The organism is Nonomuraea sp. NPDC047897, from assembly GCF_043204415.1.
Taxonomy (GTDB): domain Bacteria; phylum Actinomycetota; class Actinomycetes; order Streptosporangiales; family Streptosporangiaceae; genus Nonomuraea.
The window spans coordinates 25530-41706 of record NZ_JBIDCC010000006.1 but is presented as its reverse complement, the minus strand read 5'-3'; the positions used below and the strand labels follow the sequence as shown (position 1 = coordinate 41706).

The following is a 16177-nucleotide window of genomic DNA, read 5'->3' as shown; positions in this document are numbered from 1 at the left end:
CTCCGAGGCGAGGTCGGCCAGGTCGAGCCGAACCTAGCCCTCCAGGCGGTGCCGCGCGTGCCGTTCCGCACGCCGAGCGATCTCCAGACGCTGCTCGCTCTCGGTCAGGCGCCGCCGGGCCTTGGCGAGCTTGCGCTCCAGCCGGGCGACGTCGGCGGCCCGTTCCTCGTGCTCCCGGACGGCCTCGGCGAGCGCCTCCCGCCACTCGCGGTGGGCCGCTTCAGCCTCTTCCCGCTGCCTCGCACGGCGTTCCTCGGCCTCTTGTCGGGCTCGGGCCTTCGCAGCCTCCTCGGCCCTGGCGCTGCGGCGCGCCCCGGCGGACGCCGCGCCCCGGGACCGCCCGGAGGCAGGGGCGGGGGCCGGTACCGAGGCGGTGGCCGGGGCCGGAGCGGGGGCGGGGGCCGGAGCGGGGGCGAAGCCGCTGTAGCTGAGGGGCCTGGCCAGCAGCCCGGCCCGCACCTGCGCGGCCGCGTCCGCGTCGACCACGGCGGCGTCGAGCGTCTGGTCCACCTCGGCCGCGGCCGCCGCCGAGAGCCCTGCGCCCTCCTTGACGAGCCGCCCGACCCGGCCGGACACGGCGCCGCGTCGCCTGGTCAGCTCGGCCAGCGCGCCGGCGTCCTGCTCCTGCCAGGCCCGCCGAAGCTGTTCTCCCAGTTTCAGCAGCTCGTCCAGGTCGCCCGGGTGCTCCCGGGCGGCCTTGTTGACGGCCCATGCCGAGACCGTGGGCTTGCGCAACCGGGTGATCTCACGCGCGAGCCGTACGTCTCCCGCGTCCTTGGCCGCGCGCGCCTCGGCCTCGCGTGCGGCGGTGAACTCGGGCGGCGGGAGCGCGTAGAGCCGGCCGGCCACCTCGTCAAGATCCACGCAGGTGAGATACCCCGCCCGGCCCGTTTCGTAGCGCGCAGCCGGGACGCGTGCCGCGCCCCGGCGTCCCTCGGGTGGGGCTCAGGCCGAGGTCGTGAGGACGCCGACCGGCAGCCGGCCCTCCACCACCCCCGGGTCCTCGGTGTAGCACAGCGTGGCGCCCAGCGATGCCAGGAGCCGGCGCATGCGCGCGTTGTCGGACAGCATGGTCGCCTTGACCTCGGCGTAGCCGAGGTCGCGGGCCGCGCCGACCAGCATCCTGGCCAGCGCCGAGCCCAGACCGCGCCCCTGCCAGCGGTCCTCGACCAGGATGGCCATCTCGGCGATTCCGGGATCCGGGGTGAACATCAGGTGCGCCATGGCCACGACCCGCCCGTCATGGCCGGCGACGAGCGAGTGGCCGCGACTGCGGTCGCACAGCCGGTCGAACATGCGCGGCGGCAGCGCCGGCATCGAGGTGAAGTAGCGGAACCTGCGCGTCTCCGGCGAGCATCTGTCGTGCAGGTCGCGGACGGCCTCGCGGTAGATCGAGGTGAGCGGACGGACGCAGACCTCCACGCCGTCGGACACCTTGACCGTGCGTTCGCCGTTGCCCTGCTCCACCGGGGGCTGCGCGAGCCGGGCGAAGGAGGCGGCGCGGGCGGCCTCGGTCAGCGTGAACGCCAGCTCCGAGCGACGCAGCCGGACGGCTCGCCGGGGCGCCACGGGGACGACGAGCTGGGTGGGGTCGGGAAGATCGCTCACGGCATCACCATAGATCCACCGGGCGTCGTCGGCGCGCAGCAGCTCCCCCAGCAGCTCGGGCAGCCGCCAGGGCGAGGTGCGCAGCCGGGAGGCGAGCAGCAGCGCGCGGGTCGGCTCGTCGGTCAGCTCGTGGGCGGTGGCCTCGACGACCTGGACGCGGCGGCCGCCGGCGCTCTCCAGGGCCTCGCGCACGGCCTCGGGGCCCGCGGGGATGTCGGCGACGAACTCGTCCACCGTGCCGTCGGCGTCGGACTGGACGCTCAGGCCCAGGATGTTGCCGCCCCGCGCGGCCAGTGCCGCTGCGAGGGAGGCCAGCCGTCCCGGCCGCTCGTCCACCGTGGTGCGGATGCGCAAGAATCCCATGTGAACGAGCATGCCGGGGAGCTGTTACGCCTCCGCTAACGCCTCGTTTCATGTAGCGAGATGTCCGCCAATAATCGGGTTTCGGCGGAATTGACGGCACAGAATTGACGCACAGAGGAGCCTCATGAACATCCTTTTCCGCGGCGGGCGTGTCTTCACCGCCAAGGGCGACTTCGCCGAGGCGGTGCTGGTCCGCGACGGGATGATCGCCGCCGTGGGCGCCGAGCGCGAACTGGCGCGGCTCGCGGGCGGCCCCGGCGCCGCGGACACCGTCGACCTGGACGGCGGGCTGCTGGTGCCGGGGTTCACCGACGCCCACCTGCATCCCGTGCAGGCGGGGCTCGAACGCGCCAGGTGTGACCTGTCGGAGATCTTCGGCCTGGACGAGTACCTCGCCAAGGTAGCCGACTATGCAGCGAAAAATCGTGACAAGGTGTGGATCGACGGGGGCGGGTGGGACATGTCGGCGTTCCCCGGCGGGCTGCCCCATCGCTCCCAGCTCGACTTCCTCGACCGGCCCGCCTACCTGATCCAGCGTGACCACCACGCCGCCTGGGTCAACAGCCGCGCCCTGGAGCTGGCCGGCATCACCAGCGACACGCCCGACCCGGCCGACGGCCGCATCGAACGCGACCCCGACGGCACCCCCAGCGGCGTCCTGCACGAGGGCGCCATGGACCTGGTCGGCCTGCTCACCCCCCGCCCCACGGCCGAGGACATGGAGGCGGCGCTGTCCGACGCCGAGAACCACCTGTTCTCGCTGGGCATCACCGGCTGGCAGGACGCGATCGTCGGCTCCTACGCCGGCTCCGACGACCAGCTCCCCGCATACCTGTCGGCGGCCCGGTCCGGCAGGCTGCGGGCCCGCGTGGTCGGCGCGCTGTGGTGGGACCGCACCCGCGGACTCGACCAGATCGACGACCTGGTCGAACGGCGGGCGTCGGCCGAGGGCCTCGACCGGTTCGCCGCCACCTCGGTCAAGATCATGCAGGACGGCATCACCGAGAACTTCACCGCCGCGACGCTCGAACCGTACTGCCTGTGCGGAGGCACGGGCCTGTCGTACGTGGACCCGCACGACCTGAAGACGTACGTGCGCGAGCTGGACCGGCTCGGTTTCCAGGTGCACTTCCACGCGATCGGCGAACGGGCGGTGCGCGAGACGCTCGACAGCCTGGAGGGCACCGACCCCGGCAACCGCCACCACATCGCACACCTGCAGATCATCGAGCCGTCCGACGTGCCCCGGTTCGCGGCGCTCGGCGTGACGGCCAACCTGCAGCCGCTGTGGGCCACCCATCACGCGCAGATGGACGAGCTGACGCTGCCCTACCTGGGCGAGCCGCGGTCGTCGTGGCAGTACCCGTTCGCCGACCTGCTGGCGCACGGGACCCGGATCTGCGCGGGCAGTGACTGGCCGGTCTCCAACGCCGACCCGCTGCAGGGCATGCACGTGGCGGTCAACCGCACCGAACCGGGCGGCTCGGTGCACGCCGACTACCCGACGGCGCAGCAGCCGTTCCTGCCCGGTCAGCGGATCGACCTGGCGACCGCGATGACGGCCTACACGGCAGGCTCGGCCTGGATCAACCGCTCCCCCGCCGGCGTCGTCGAGGCGGGCCGGCCGGCCGACCTGGTGGTGCTCGATCGTGACCCGTTCGCGCTGCCCCCTGAGAAGATCTGGACCACCGGGGTGCGCATGACGTTCGTGGCGGGTGAGCCGGTGTACCAGCGGGCCGGCTCGTAGCCCCGCCCCGCGGAGACATCGGTCCCGACCGCTACGTCGCCGTGAGCCCGGCCGGGCAGGCGGCCCGGCGAGCTAGGGTGGCGGCATGGTCACAGTCGAGGACGTGCGGCAGCTCGCCGTCACGCTGCCGCGCTCGTCGGAGCACCTCATCCGGGACCGGATCAAGTTCCGGGTGGGCTCGATCGTGTACGTGGCGTTCTCCCGTGACGAGACGGTGATGGGCTTCGCCTTCCCCAAGGAGGAACGAGCCGCGCTGGTGGCCGCCGAGCCGGCCAAGTTCCTCCTGCCACCCGAGCGCGACCTGCGCTACAACTGGGTGTGCGCCCGTCTGGCCGCCCTGGACCACGACGAGATGCGTGAGCTGGTCCTGGAGGCGTGGCGGATGGTCGTGCCGAAGAAGGTCTACGCCGCCAGGACCGGCTGAGGAAGGCCACGAGCCGCCGGTGACATCCGGCCGAGCGCCTTCCGGCGCGGCCCGCGAGGTCGCGATGACAGGCGAGGATGACAGGCGAGCGGGAATGCCTCGGGGAAGGCGACGGGCCCCGGCATGCCGCCGGGGCCCGCACCGTTGATCGTCACGCGCGGACGAATGGTCCTACCAGGGGGACTTCGTGTTGCGCAGACGCTCGAGCGCCTCTTCCAGGATCGCCTTGCCGTCCTTGTCGCTCCTGCGCTCCTTCACATAGGCGAGGTGCGTCTTGTACGGCTCGTTCTTGGGCGGCGCAGGCGGAGCCTGCTCGTCCTGACCGGCCGGAAGGCCGCAGCGCGGGCAGTCCCACTGCTCGGGGACCGCGGCGTCGCTGGCGAAACTGGGGCGCGTCTCGTGCATGTTGGCGCACCAGAACGAGACCCGCACTCTCGGAGCTGCCTCGCCGCGCTCGGCCTCCCCCATCGGGCCGGCGCCGACACGGCTGCCACGGATCGCGTTGCCACTACCCACGGATGAACTCCTCGCTCGATCGCCCCGCGAGACACGGGGGGAGAATCACTGTCACGCGCGTTGACCCCCTCGGGGTCCGGTCGTTCAGGGCCTGACCAGCAGACCGAGCGCGACGATGCAGACGAACCAGATCACGCCCGTGATGACCGTCAACCTGTCGAGGTTGCGCTCCACCACGGACGAACCGCCGAAGCTCGACGAGAAACCGCCGCCGAACATGTCGGACAGACCGCCACCCTTGCCCTTGTGGAGCAGGACGAGCAGGATCATGAGAAGGCTCGCCAGGATGAGGGCGATGGAGATTCCGAGTTCCACGGTATGCCTGTTCCTTCAATGCTCTGTGACGCGTGACGATTCAAACTTGCCTCTAGAGGGTACGGCCTGCTGTCAAGTCGTACCTCCTGAACCGCTCAGTTAGCCGGGCACATCAGAAAAACGGCAGATCTTGACATACTCCCCGGCATCGATGCTGGCGCCACCCACGAGCGCGCCGTCGACATCGGGTTGAGCCATGATCCCGGCGATGTTGCCTGACTTGACCGAGCCTCCGTAAAGGATACGGACCTTGGCGGCCAGTTCGGCGTCGTACAGCTCAGCGAGTCGCTCCCGCAACGCCCCGCAGACCTCCTGGGCGTCCTCCGGAGTGGCCACCTCACCGGTGCCGATCGCCCACACCGGCTCGTAGGCGACCACTATCGATTGTGCCTGCTCGGCCGGGACCTTGCGCAGCGCGTTCTCCAGTTGCGCCAGAGTGTGCGCCACCTGGCCGCCCGCCTGCCGCACCTCCAGCCCCTCGCCCACGCACAGGATCGGGGTGATGGAGTGGCGGTAGGCGGCCCGTACCTTGGCGTTGACCAGGTCGTCGTCCTCGCCGTGATACTGGCGCCGCTCGGAGTGGCCGATCACCACGTAGGTGCAGCCGAGCTTGGCCAGCATCGCACCCGAGATCTCACCGGTGTAGGCGCCGGCCTCGTGCTGCGACAGGTCCTGCGCGCCGTACACGATGCGCAGCTTGTCACCGTCGACGAGCGTCTGCACGCTGCGCAGGTCGGTGTACGGCGGCAGCACCGCCACCTCGACCTTGTCGAAGTCCTTGTCGTTGAGCGCGAAGGCCAGCTTCTGGACCAGCGCGATGGCCTCAAGGTGGTTGAGGTTCATCTTCCAGTTGCCGGCGATGAGCGGCTTTCTCACGGGTCACCCCTCCAGGGCGGCGAGGCCGGGCAGGGTCTTGCCCTCGAGGTACTCGAGGCTCGCCCCTCCACCGGTGGAAATGTGGGAGAAACCGTCCTCGGGCAGACCCAGCTTGCGCACGGCGGCGGCGGAGTCGCCACCGCCGACCACGGTGTAGCCCTCGGAGGCCACCAGCGCCTCGGCGACCGCCCTCGTGCCGCCGGCGAACGCGTCGAACTCGAACACGCCCATGGGGCCGTTCCAGAAGACCGTGCGCGCGTCGGCCAGCTTGCTCGCGAACAGCTCGCGGGTGCGCGGGCCGATGTCGAGGCCCTCCCGGTCGGCCGGGATCGCGGTGGCCTCGACCACGTCGTACGGCGCGTCCTGCGCGAAGTGTGTCGCCGCCAGCACGTTGACCGGGAGCACCAGGTCAACGCCGCGCTTGGCCGCCTCGTCGAGGAAGCCGCGCACCTGGTCGAGCTGGTCCTCCTGCAGCAGCGACCCGCCGACCTCGTGGCCCTGGGCCTTGAGGAAGGTGTAGGCCATGCCGCCGCCGATGAGCAGCCGGTCGACCTTGGTCAACAGGTTGGCGATGACGCCGAGCTTGTCGGAGACCTTGGCGCCGCCGAGCACCACCACGTAGGGGCGCTCGGTGTCCTCGGTGAGCCGCCTCAGCACCTCGACCTCGGCGAGCACCAGGCCGCCGGCCGCGTGCGGCAGCATCCGGGGCACGTCGTAGACGCTGGCGTGCTTGCGGTGCACCGCGCCGAACCCGTCGCCCACGTACAGGTCGGCGAGCGCGGCCAGCTTGGCGGCGAACTCGCCGCGCAGCGTGTCGTCCTTGGACTCCTCGCCCGGCTCGTAACGGAGGTTCTCCAGGAGCGCCGCCTGGCCGTCCTGGAGCCCGGCCACGGTGGCGAGGGCGCTGTCGCCGACCACGTCCGTGGCGAACGCCACGTCACCGCCGAGCAGCTCCCGCAGCCGCGCGGCCACCGGCTTCAGCGAGAACTCCGGCTTGACCTGGCCCTTGGGCCGGCCCAGGTGGGCGCAGACGACGACCTTCGCGCCCCGGTCGGCCAGCTTTTCGATCGTGGGCACCGAGGCGCGGATGCGCCCGTCGTCGGTGATCGTCTCCCCGTCGAGGGGAACGTTGAGGTCGGCGCGCACGAGCACGCGCCGACCCCGCACGTCGAGATCGTCGAGCGAGCGCATCAGAGGTCCGCGCCCACCAGCTCGATGAGGTCGACGAGGCGGTTGGAGTAACCCCACTCGTTGTCGTACCAGCCGACGACCTTGACCTGGTTGCCGATGACCTTGGTCAGGCCCGCGTCGAAGATGCAGGAGGCGGGGTCGGTGACGATGTCGGAGGAGACGATGTCGTCCTCGGTGTAGGTCAGGATGCCCTTGAGCGGGCCCTCGGCGGCGGCCTTGAGCGCGGCGTTGACCTCCTCGACCGTCACGTCGCGGCCGACCTCGACCGTGAGGTCGGTGGCCGAGCCGGTGGGGATCGGCACGCGCATCGCGAACCCGTCGAGCTTGCCCTTCAGCTCGGGCAGCACCAGGCCGATGGCCTTGGCGGCGCCGGTGGAGGTGGGCACCACGTTGAGGGCGGCGGCACGGGCGCGGCGCAGGTCCTTGTGCGGGCCGTCCTGCAGGTTCTGGTCCTGCGTGTAGGCGTGGATGGTGGTCATCAGACCCTTCTCGATGGTGAAGGTGTCGTGGATGACCTTGGCCATCGGGGCCAGGCAGTTGGTGGTGCAGGAGGCGTTGGAGATGATCGTGTGCTTGGCCGGGTCGTAGGAGTCGTGGTTGACGCCCATGACGATCGTCACGTCTTCGTTCTTCGCCGGGGCGGAGATGATGACCTTCTTCGCGCCGTTGTCGGCGTGCACCTTGGCCTTGGTGGCGTCGGTGAACAGACCGGTCGACTCGACCACCACGTCGACGCCGAGCTCACCCCACGGCAGCTTGGCCGGGTCGCGCTCCTCGAAGACCCGGATGGCCTTGCCGTCGACGGTGATCTCCTCGCTCGACGCCTTCACCTCGTACGGCAGACGGCCGAGAATGCTGTCGTACTTCAGCAGGTGGGCGAGCGTCGCGTTGTCGGTCAGGTCGTTGACCGCCACGATCTCGATGTCCTTGCCGCTGGCGGCGACCGCACGCCAGAAGTTACGACCGATGCGGCCGAAGCCGTTGACGCCTACGCGGATGGTCACGGGAACCGATCTCCTCAGTACGTGATGGCGGGCTGTTACCTCGGCACAACCCTATCGGAACCAAATTGGTTTAGACCACTGCAACCCCCGCCCTGCGTATCCCCGTTCGAGAGGCGCAATTTGGAGCGTTCGAGTAAAGTGCCCGACTCGTCGGAGTAAATTCGGGCATTCTCTGGGGGCTGAGATGTCACAGCGAAGATCCGGGCTGCTGTCGGGCCTGGTCGTGGGCTTCATCGCGATGCTGCTCGGCGCGGCCGCGTACGCGGCCTGCGGGACCTTCTTCTACCGGCTGCCCTATGAGGCCCGGTGGTTCGCCGGTGATCCGGCGCTGGTCTTCCCCGTCGTGCTGTCCGTCGCCGCCGGCCTGATCATCGGCCTGGCCGCCTGGACCGTCCGGGCCAGGAGCCTCTTCCTGCCGATGGCGGCACTGCTCTACGCGGTCTGCGCCCGGGCGCTCGGCTCTGTCGCCGGCGCCGTCGGGCTGCGCTGGGAGCAGGGGGTCCCGGCTGCCGCGCTCCAGGAAGAGGCCACCGGCGCCGCGCTGGCCCTGTGGCGGACGGCCCAGACATCGGGGCAGTTCTGGGCGACCGTCGCCGCCGCCGGGACCGCGTTCCTGCTCACCCTGGTGCGCGTGCTGCGGATGCGCCGGAAGACGACGGCGGCCGAGAACCGGGCGGAGGAGGAGCAGCCCGAGCCTGAGTACCGGGACCCGTTCGAGCCGGTGCAGCCGCCCAAGCCGACCAGCACGGCGGCCGCGGCCGGCCTCTTCACCCCCCGCGACCCGAACCAGGACCCGCCACCCGCCGCCCGCTGACCGCCCCGGCGTCCGCCACACCCCCGACCCGTGTCCCGGCCGCCGGCCCCTCAACGCGACCGTCAGCTCCCCGCACCCGGCGTGCCGCCCCCTCAACGCGACCGTCAGCTCCCCGCACCCGGCGTGACGCCCCCTGGCGCACCCGTGCCCCGGTGACCCCCGGCTGACCCCGAGCGGCCTCCGGCAACTCCCGGCGGTCACCCCGAGACTCGTCGCGTCGGTCAGATCCGCTCAGGTCACGGGGCGAGCATGTCGACGGTCAGGTTGGCCTCCGTGTTGGGGATGCCCAGGTCGGAGGCCCGCTTGTCGGCCATGGCGAGCAGCCTCCTGATCCGTCCCGCGATGGCGTCCTTGGTCAGCGGCGGGTCGGCGATCTGGCCGAGCTCCTCCAACGACGCCTGCTTGTGCTCGACGCGCAGCCGCCCGGCCACCACCAGGTGGTCGGGCGCCTCGTCGCCCAGGATCTCCAGCGCCCGCTGCACCCGGGCCCCGGCCGCCACCGCCGCCCGGGCCGAGCGTCGCAGGTTGGCGTCGTCGAAGTTGGCCAGCCGGTTGGCGGTGGCGCGCACCTCGCGCCGCATGCGGCGCTCCTCCCAGGCCAGCACGCTGTCATGGGCGCCCAGCCGGGTCAGTAGGGCGCTGATGGCGTCGCCGTCGCGGACCACGACCCTGTCGACGCCCCGCACCTCCCGCGCCTTGGCGTGGATCTTGAGCCGTCGGGCGGAGCCGACGAGCGCCAGCGCCGCCTCGGGGCCGGGACAGGTCACCTCCATCGACATGGAACGTCCCGGCTCGGTGAGCGACCCGTGGGCGAGGAACGCCCCGCGCCAGGCCGCCTCGGCGTCACACGACGCGCCCGCCACGACCTGGCGGGGCAGGCCGCGCACCGGCCGCCCGTGGTTGTCGATGAGCCCTGTCTGCCGGGCGAGCGCCTCACCGTCGCGGTAGACGCGCACGACGTAGCGTGAGCCCTTGCGCAGCCCGGCGGGCGCGAGGACGAGGACCTCCGCCTTGTGGCCGAACACCTCGCCGATGTCCTTGATGAGCCGTCGCGCGGTGGCGTTGGTGTCGAGCTCCGCCTCTATCACGATGCGCCCGCCCACCAGGTGCAGGCCGCTGGCGAACCGCAACAGCGTCGAAACCTCGGCCTTGCGGCAGCAGGGCTTCAGCACCGGCAGTCGGCTCAGCTCGTCCTTGACCACACCTGTCATCGCCATAAGCGTTAGTCCTCCCCCATTCAGACCGGCTCTCAGCAGTCTCTCGCACCTTCGCGCCGCGCCGACCAGGATCAACGCTTCTGGAGGAAAATCTCGTCCAGGACCGAGGCAAGACGTCGTGGGTCATGCCGGGGGGAGCCGTCGGCGGCGGCCACGTCGGCGAGCACCGCACGCCCGCCGAGCGCCGCCGCGGCCTTGTCCAGCGCGCCCGGGTCGTCGACCACGCCGGTGTCGGCCAGGATGACGTCGATCGTCAGCTCGGGGGCGTGCTGCCGGAGCACCTCCAGGTGCTGCTGCGGCGAGAAGTCGTCGGTCTCCCCCGCCTGCGGGGCGAGGTTGAGCGTGACGAGCCGCCGGGCCTTGGTACGGTGCAGCGCCCTGGCCAGCTCGGGGACCTTGAGGTGCGGCAGCACGCTGGTGAACCACGACCCCGGCCCGAACACCACCCAGTCGGCCTCCAGCACCGCCTCGACGGCCTCGGGCCGCGCCGGCGGGTCCTCGGGGACGAGCGAGATCGCCTGCACGCGGCCGGGGGTGAGCGCGCACGCCACCTGCCCGCGCACGGTCGAGATGACGCTGTCGAGCTCCACCTCGGCGACGATGTCGAGCGGCACGGACGCCATCGGCAGCACCCTGCCCTGCGCGCCGAGCAGCCGCCCCACCCAGTCGAGCCCGGCCACCGGGTCGCCGAGCAGCTCCCACAGGGCCACGATCAGCAGGTTGCCGACGGCGTGGCCGTGCAAATCGCCCTCGCTGCGGAACCGGTGCTGGACCACTTCGCTCCAGGTGATGCCCCACTCGTCGTCGCCGCAGAGGGCGGCCAGCGCCATCCGCAGGTCGCCGGGAGGCAGCACGCCGAGCTCACGCCGTAACCGGCCGCTGGAGCCTCCGTCGTCGGCCACAGTGACGACGGCGGTCAGCGCGCCGGTCACCGCGCGCAGCGCCGACAGCGAGGCGTAGAGCCCGTGCCCCCCGCCGAGCGCGACCACCCGCGGGCCGTCCGGCCGCGCCCCGCCCTGCGGCGACGCCTCGGACGCCGGCACGCCGCCCAGCAGCGGGATCCCGCCGGGAGCCGCCGTCGCCGTCGCGGGACGGGCCTGCCCGGAGGGCGACCGAGTCACGGACGGATCGGTGTCGCCGGATCCGGGAGCGGCCCCGGACGGACACACCGCACCGAGGTGGGACGGCGCGGACGGACGCGCGGGGGCCGGGCCCCGGCGTTCATCGGTCACTCCCGCCCCACATCCCGGTGACTCACCTGGACCTCCATCCCCCGGTCGCGCAGCCGGGCGGCGACCTGCTCGGCCATGGCCACGCTGCGGTGCTTGCCGCCCGTGCAGCCGACCGCCAGCGTCGCGTAGCTCTTGCCCTCGCGCGCGTAACCGGCCGCGACCACCCCCAGGACCTCCTCGTAGGCGTCGAGGAACTCCTTGGCCCCCGGCTGGCCGAGCACGTAGTCGCGTACGGGGACGTCGAGGCCGTTCATCGGGCGCAGGTCGGGCACCCAGTGCGGGTTGGGCAGGAACCGGCAGTCGACGACGAGGTCGGCATCGACCGGCAGGCCGTACTTGAAGCCGAAGGACACCACGTTGACCCGCAGGCCGGGCCGGTCCTCGCCGCCGAAGTAGGTGACGATCTTGTTGCGCAGCTCGTGGACGTTGTGCGAGGAGGTGTCGATGACGAGGTCGGCGTTGGCGCGCACCTCGCGCAGGATGCCACGCTCGCGGGCGATGCCGTCGACGAGCCGGCCCTCGCCCTGCAGCGGATGGGGGCGGCGGACGTTCTCGAAGCGGCGCACCAGCTCCTCGTCGCTGGCCTCCAGGAACACGACCCGCACGCCGACGCCCCGCGCCTCCAGCTCTTCGATGGCGGCGTTGAGGTCGGTGGTGAAGGCGAGGCTGCGCACGTCGACGACGGCGGCCACCTTGTCGGCGGCGAGCTTGACCTTGCCCGCCTCCTCGGCCATGGCGAACAGCAGGCCCGGCGGCAGGTTGTCGATGACGAACCAGCCGAGGTCCTCCAGTGCCTTGGCCGCGGTGCTGCGCCCCGCCCCGGACATGCCGGTGACGATGACGAACGACCGCCCCGCGCTCATGTCGCCGCTCCGGCCGCGCTTCTGCTCACGACCGTCTCGTCGTCTCTCGGCACCGGCGCTCCCTGGCGCGTCTTCACGGTGACTCCCCCTTCAGCGTCGATGCGATCACCTCGGCGGTCGACGGACCGATGCCGGGGACCTCGCAGATCTCGGCGACGGTGGCTTCGCGCAGTTTCTTCACGGAGCCGAAGTGCTTGAGCAGCGCCTGCCGCCGAGCGGGGCCGAGACCCGGCACGCCGTCGAGCGCGCTCTCCTTCACGGTCTTGGCCCTCTTGGACCGATGGTAGGCGATGGCGAAGCGATGTGCCTCATCTCGCACGCGTTGCAGCAGGTAGAGGCCCTCGCTCGAGCGTGGCATGATGACCGGCTGGTCGTCGCCGGGCAGCCACACCTCCTCCAGCCGCTTGGCGAGCCCGCACACGGCGACGTCGTCGATGCCGAGCTCGTCGAGGGCCCGCTGGGCCGCGGCCGCCTGGGGGCCGGCGCCGTCGACCACGACGAGGTTGGGCGGGTAGGCGAACTTGCGCGGCCGGCCGGTCTCGGGGTCGATCGGGCCGTGCGCCTCCTGCGGGTCGTCGGCGCCCGGCTCGCCCGCGGCCAGCTCACCGGTGGCCGAACGCTCCTCCAGGTAGCGCCGGAACCGCCGCATGATCACTTCGTGGATGGAGGCGACGTCGCCTTCCTTGGTCTTGACGGCGAAGCGGCGGTATTCGCTCTTGCGGGCCAGGCCGTCCTCGAACACCACCATGGACGCCACGACGTTCTCGCCCTGCAGGTGGGAGACGTCGTAGCACTCGATGCGCAGCGGGGCCTGGTCGAGGTCGAGCGCGTCGGCGATCTCCTGCAGCGCCTTGCTGCGGGTGGTCAGGTCACCGGCCCGGCGGATCTTGTGCTGGGCGAGCGACTCCTTGGCGTTGCGCTCGACGGTCTCCATGAGCGCCTTCTTGTCGCCGCGCTGGGGCACCCGCACCTCGACGCGGGCGCGGCGCTGCTCGGTCAGCAGCTCGGTGATCGCCTCCGCGTCGGGCGGCAGTGCCGGCACGAGCACCTCGCGGGGCATCGCCTCGGGGCCGGCCTCGCCGTACATCTGTAGGAGGAACTGCTCGACCAGCTCGCCGGGAGTGGTCTCCTCGACCTTGTCCACCACCCACCCGCGCTGGCCGCGGATGCGGCCGCCGCGCACGTAGAACACCTGGACGGCGGCTTCCAGCGGGTCCTCGGCCAGGGCGATGACGTCGGCGTCGGTGCCCTCGCCGAGCACGACCGCCTGCTTCTCCAGGGCGCGCTGCAGCGCCTGGATGTCGTCACGCAGCCGGGCGGCCCGTTCGTACTCCTGCTCGGCGGCCGCCTCACGCATGTCCTTCTCCAGCCGCCTGATGAAGCGGCTGGTGTTGCCCGCCATGAAGTCGCAGAAGTCCTCGGCGAGGTCGCGGTGCTCCTCGGGGGTGACCCGGCCGACGCAGGGGGCCGAGCACTTGTCGATGTAGCCGAGCAGGCACGGCCGGCCGATCTGACCGGCCCGTTTGAACACCCCGGCGCTGCAGGTGCGTACCGGGAAGACCCGCAGCAGCAGGTCGACGGTCTCGCGGATCGCCCAGGCGTGGGAGTAGGGGCCGAAGTAGCGGGTGCCCTTGCGCTTGGCGCCGCGCATCACCTGCACGCGTGGGAAGTCCTCGCCCATGGTGACGGCCAGGTAGGGGTAGGACTTGTCGTCGCGGTACTTGACGTTGAAGCGGGGGTCGAACTCCTTGATCCAGGAGTATTCGAGCTGCAGGGCCTCCACCTCGGTGCCGACGACCGTCCAGTCGACGTCGGCAGCGGTGGTCAGCATCGTCTGGGTGCGCGGGTGCAGCGCCGAGAAGTCGGCGAAGTAGGAGTTGAGCCGCTGCCTGAGGCTCTTGGCCTTGCCCACGTAGATCACCCGGCCGTGGGCGTCACGGAACCGGTAGACGCCCGGAGACTCGGGGATGGAACCCGGTCTCGGCCGGAAGCTGAGGGGAGCGCCCGCTGATCTCGCCACGTTCGCAAGCCTAACGTTCGTCACCGACAACCCGGCCGCCGTTCTCGCTCGGGAGAAACGGCGGCCGGGCTCTCATGCCAGGGTGATCTGGTCGCCCTCCACGGAGATCCGCACCTCGGGGAGCGGCTTGTCCGCGGGACCGGCCGTGACGGAGCCGTCCTCGATCTTGAACTTGCTGCCGTGGCACGGGCAGTCGATCAGGCCGCCCTCGACGCCGGCGACCGCGCAGCCCTTGTGCGTGCACACGGCGCTGAACGCCTTGAACTCACCGGCCGTGGGCTGCGTGACCACGACCTTCTGCTCCTTGAAGACGGCGCCTCCGCCGACCGGGATGTCGGCGGTCCTGGCGAGCGCCCCGCCTGCGGGAGCGCTGCTCTCGGCGGCGCTCGGGGCGCCGGACGAGGCCGTGGGCTGCGTGGACTGCTGGGCGGCCGTGGTGCCGGTGTCACCGGTGTCGCCGCCGCCGCAGGCGGCGAGCGCCAGCGTGAGGCCACCGGCCCCGGCGCTCGCGATCACCGCCCTGCGGCTCTTGAGAAGGTCATCCGCCATACGGTTCAGCCAACCGCAGAAAGATGAAGATTTGATGAGAGCGGAAGTCAGAGCAGCATGATCTTGTCGCCGTCCACCTTGATCTTCTTCTCCGCGAGCGGCTCCTCGGCGGGACCGGCGGCCACCGAGCCGTCCTCGATCTTGAACTTGCTGCCGTGGCACGGGCAGTTGATCGTGCCGTTCGAGACGGACGCGACGGTGCAGCCCGCGTGCGTGCACACCGCGCTGAACGCCTTGAAGTCGCCCGACTGGGTCTGCACGACGACCACTTTCTGCCCCTCGAAGACCTTCCCGCCCCCGGAGGGGATGTCCCCGGTGCCGGCGAGCGCCTTGCCCTGGGCCTTGGCCTTCTTCGTCGGCGAGGCGTCGCCGTCGGGGGCCTCCGCCGTCTCGTCCGCCAGCGGCTCCTCGGCCGGCGGCGCGACGCTGGCCTGCGTCGCCGGGTCGCCGTAGCCCGCGCACGCGGACAGGACCACGGCAAGCCCGGCGCCTCCGGCTCCGAGCACAACCGCCCGGCGCGTCTTTTCGGTCATGGTGCGTCCTCCCAGGGTCGGGTCTGACTCGAGGTACGGCCGGAGCCCCGCCTCCGGTTCAGCCTCCCGTGTCCCGATCCCCGCGACCACGCAGAATTACACAGACCGACTGCTCAGACCACGACGATGCCGTCGCCCTCCACCTTCACCTGGTAGGGCGTCAGCGGCCCGGTGGCCGGGCCCTTGAGGCACTTGCCGGTGTCGGCGGCGAACTCGCTGCCGTGACACGGACAGGTCATCACGTCGTTCTCGGGCGAGCCCACGGCACAGCCACGGTGCGGGCAGATCGCGCTGAACGCCTTGTAGACGCCCTCGCTCGGCTGGGTGACGACGATCTTGTACTGGTCGACGACCTTGCCGCCGCCCACGGGCACGTCCGCCGTCCTGGCGATGACCTTGCCCTTGATGCCGGGCGCCCGGCCCGGGTCCGAGCCGCCCGAGCCGCAGCCGGTCAGCGCCAGCCCGCAGACCGCGACCCCGGCCACACCCAGCGCCTCACGCCTCCCGAACACCCGCCCGGAGCCCCGCCCGAAGTCCGGCCCGAACGCCCGCTCGGAGCCCGGCCCGGAGTCCGGCCCGAACGCCCGCTCGGAGCCCGGCCCGGAGTCCGGCCCGAACGCCCGCCCGGAGTCCGGTCCGTGCTCCTGTGGCGGCTCCTGACCCGGGGGCCGGCCCGGCTCCCGTCCGGCGCTTCGTCCGTTCGCGGCCGCGTCCTGCGGCCTGTTTCCGGACATGGCGGAACCTCGCTCCGAATCGTTCATGTGCTGCCGGCCCCTCCGCGTCGCCGCCGACCCCCTGCAGGTCTGTGCATACCTTAGGCCGACCACCCACCGGTCCCGTTTCCGGGTGCGCCCGCCCGAGCGCTCCGTTCCGCCGGCACCCGGCGGGTCCTCGTCGTGGTGGCC

At 71.7% G+C, this 16177-nt stretch carries 17 protein-coding genes; 3 read left to right on the top strand and 14 right to left on the bottom strand.

Annotated features, from left to right (window positions below; translation table 11 throughout):
* Positions 1-33 precede the first annotated feature (33 nt).
* A complete protein-coding gene (locus ACGF0J_RS15085) occupies positions 34-864 on the bottom strand; it encodes a hypothetical protein (RefSeq protein ID WP_393145932.1) in 831 nt (276 codons plus the stop codon).
* Positions 865-945: 81 nt separating this feature from the next.
* Positions 946-1971 (bottom strand): GNAT family N-acetyltransferase, encoded by a 1026-nt coding sequence (locus ACGF0J_RS15080; protein ID WP_393145930.1) that lies wholly within the window; start codon positions 1969-1971, stop codon positions 946-948.
* Between the two features lie 124 nt (positions 1972-2095).
* On the opposite strand from ACGF0J_RS15080, the gene ACGF0J_RS15075 reads away from it, so the two are divergent.
* Positions 2096-3718, top strand: coding sequence for an amidohydrolase (locus ACGF0J_RS15075; protein ID WP_393145928.1), 1623 nt, complete (start codon positions 2096-2098; stop codon positions 3716-3718).
* Positions 3719-3803: 85 nt separating this feature from the next.
* Positions 3804-4142: an MmcQ/YjbR family DNA-binding protein gene (locus tag ACGF0J_RS15070; RefSeq protein WP_393145926.1), complete on the top strand. Its 339-nt coding sequence runs from the start codon at positions 3804-3806 to the stop codon at positions 4140-4142.
* A 171-nt stretch (positions 4143-4313) separates the two neighbouring features.
* On the opposite strand, the gene ACGF0J_RS15065 is transcribed toward ACGF0J_RS15070, so the two are convergent.
* The 5 genes from ACGF0J_RS15065 to gap all read right to left on the bottom strand — a co-directional run bounded on the left by ACGF0J_RS15065 (position 4314) and on the right by gap (position 8044).
* On the bottom strand, positions 4314-4658 hold the full coding sequence (locus ACGF0J_RS15065) for an RNA polymerase-binding protein RbpA (RefSeq protein WP_393145924.1): 345 nt from the start codon (positions 4656-4658) through the stop codon (positions 4314-4316).
* Positions 4659-4742: 84 nt separating this feature from the next.
* A complete protein-coding gene (gene secG / locus ACGF0J_RS15060) occupies positions 4743-4973 on the bottom strand; it encodes a preprotein translocase subunit SecG (protein ID WP_101786920.1) in 231 nt (76 codons plus the stop codon).
* Between the two features lie 99 nt (positions 4974-5072).
* A complete protein-coding gene (gene tpiA, locus ACGF0J_RS15055) occupies positions 5073-5849 on the bottom strand; it encodes a triose-phosphate isomerase (RefSeq protein ID WP_393145922.1) in 777 nt (258 codons plus the stop codon).
* 3 nt (positions 5850-5852) lie between these two features.
* Positions 5853-7040: a phosphoglycerate kinase gene (locus ACGF0J_RS15050; RefSeq protein ID WP_393145920.1), complete on the bottom strand. Its 1188-nt coding sequence runs from the start codon at positions 7038-7040 to the stop codon at positions 5853-5855.
* Entirely contained in the window at positions 7040-8044 is a 1005-nt protein-coding gene (gene gap / locus ACGF0J_RS15045; protein WP_393145918.1) for a type I glyceraldehyde-3-phosphate dehydrogenase, read from the bottom strand. The genes ACGF0J_RS15050 and gap overlap by 1 nt, the downstream gene beginning before the upstream one ends.
* Before the next feature lie 184 nt (positions 8045-8228).
* Between gap and ACGF0J_RS15040 the strand changes: the two genes are divergently transcribed.
* On the top strand, positions 8229-8858 hold the full coding sequence (locus ACGF0J_RS15040; protein WP_393145916.1) for a hypothetical protein: 630 nt from the start codon (positions 8229-8231) through the stop codon (positions 8856-8858).
* A gap of 236 nt (positions 8859-9094) precedes the next feature.
* Here ACGF0J_RS15040 and whiA read toward each other — a convergent pair whose 3' ends face one another.
* From whiA to ACGF0J_RS15005, 7 genes are all read right to left on the bottom strand, one after another.
* On the bottom strand, positions 9095-10075 hold the full coding sequence (whiA, locus tag ACGF0J_RS15035; RefSeq protein ID WP_393145914.1) for a DNA-binding protein WhiA: 981 nt from the start codon (positions 10073-10075) through the stop codon (positions 9095-9097).
* A gap of 71 nt (positions 10076-10146) precedes the next feature.
* Positions 10147-11064: a uridine diphosphate-N-acetylglucosamine-binding protein YvcK gene (gene yvcK, locus ACGF0J_RS15030; RefSeq protein ID WP_393146597.1), complete on the bottom strand. Its 918-nt coding sequence runs from the start codon at positions 11062-11064 to the stop codon at positions 10147-10149.
* Between the two features lie 239 nt (positions 11065-11303).
* Positions 11304-12170 carry an RNase adapter RapZ gene (gene rapZ, locus ACGF0J_RS15025; protein WP_393145912.1) on the bottom strand — a complete coding sequence of 289 codons (867 nt, stop codon included), beginning with the start codon at positions 12168-12170 and terminating at the stop codon, positions 11304-11306.
* A 73-nt stretch (positions 12171-12243) separates the two neighbouring features.
* Positions 12244-14190: an excinuclease ABC subunit UvrC gene (gene uvrC / locus ACGF0J_RS15020; protein WP_393145910.1), complete on the bottom strand. Its 1947-nt coding sequence runs from the start codon at positions 14188-14190 to the stop codon at positions 12244-12246.
* Positions 14191-14262: 72 nt separating this feature from the next.
* Complete coding sequence (locus tag ACGF0J_RS15015; protein ID WP_393145908.1) at positions 14263-14739, bottom strand: Rieske (2Fe-2S) protein; 477 nt, start codon at positions 14737-14739, stop codon at positions 14263-14265.
* A gap of 47 nt (positions 14740-14786) precedes the next feature.
* Positions 14787-15272 carry a ubiquinol-cytochrome c reductase iron-sulfur subunit gene (locus ACGF0J_RS15010; RefSeq protein ID WP_393145906.1) on the bottom strand — a complete coding sequence of 162 codons (486 nt, stop codon included), beginning with the start codon at positions 15270-15272 and terminating at the stop codon, positions 14787-14789.
* A 113-nt stretch (positions 15273-15385) separates the two neighbouring features.
* The gene (locus ACGF0J_RS15005; protein WP_393145904.1) at positions 15386-16006 is read right to left on the bottom strand and encodes a Rieske (2Fe-2S) protein; all 621 of its coding nucleotides are present in this window, start codon (positions 16004-16006) and stop codon (positions 15386-15388) included.
* Between the last annotated feature and the right edge of the window lie 171 nt (positions 16007-16177).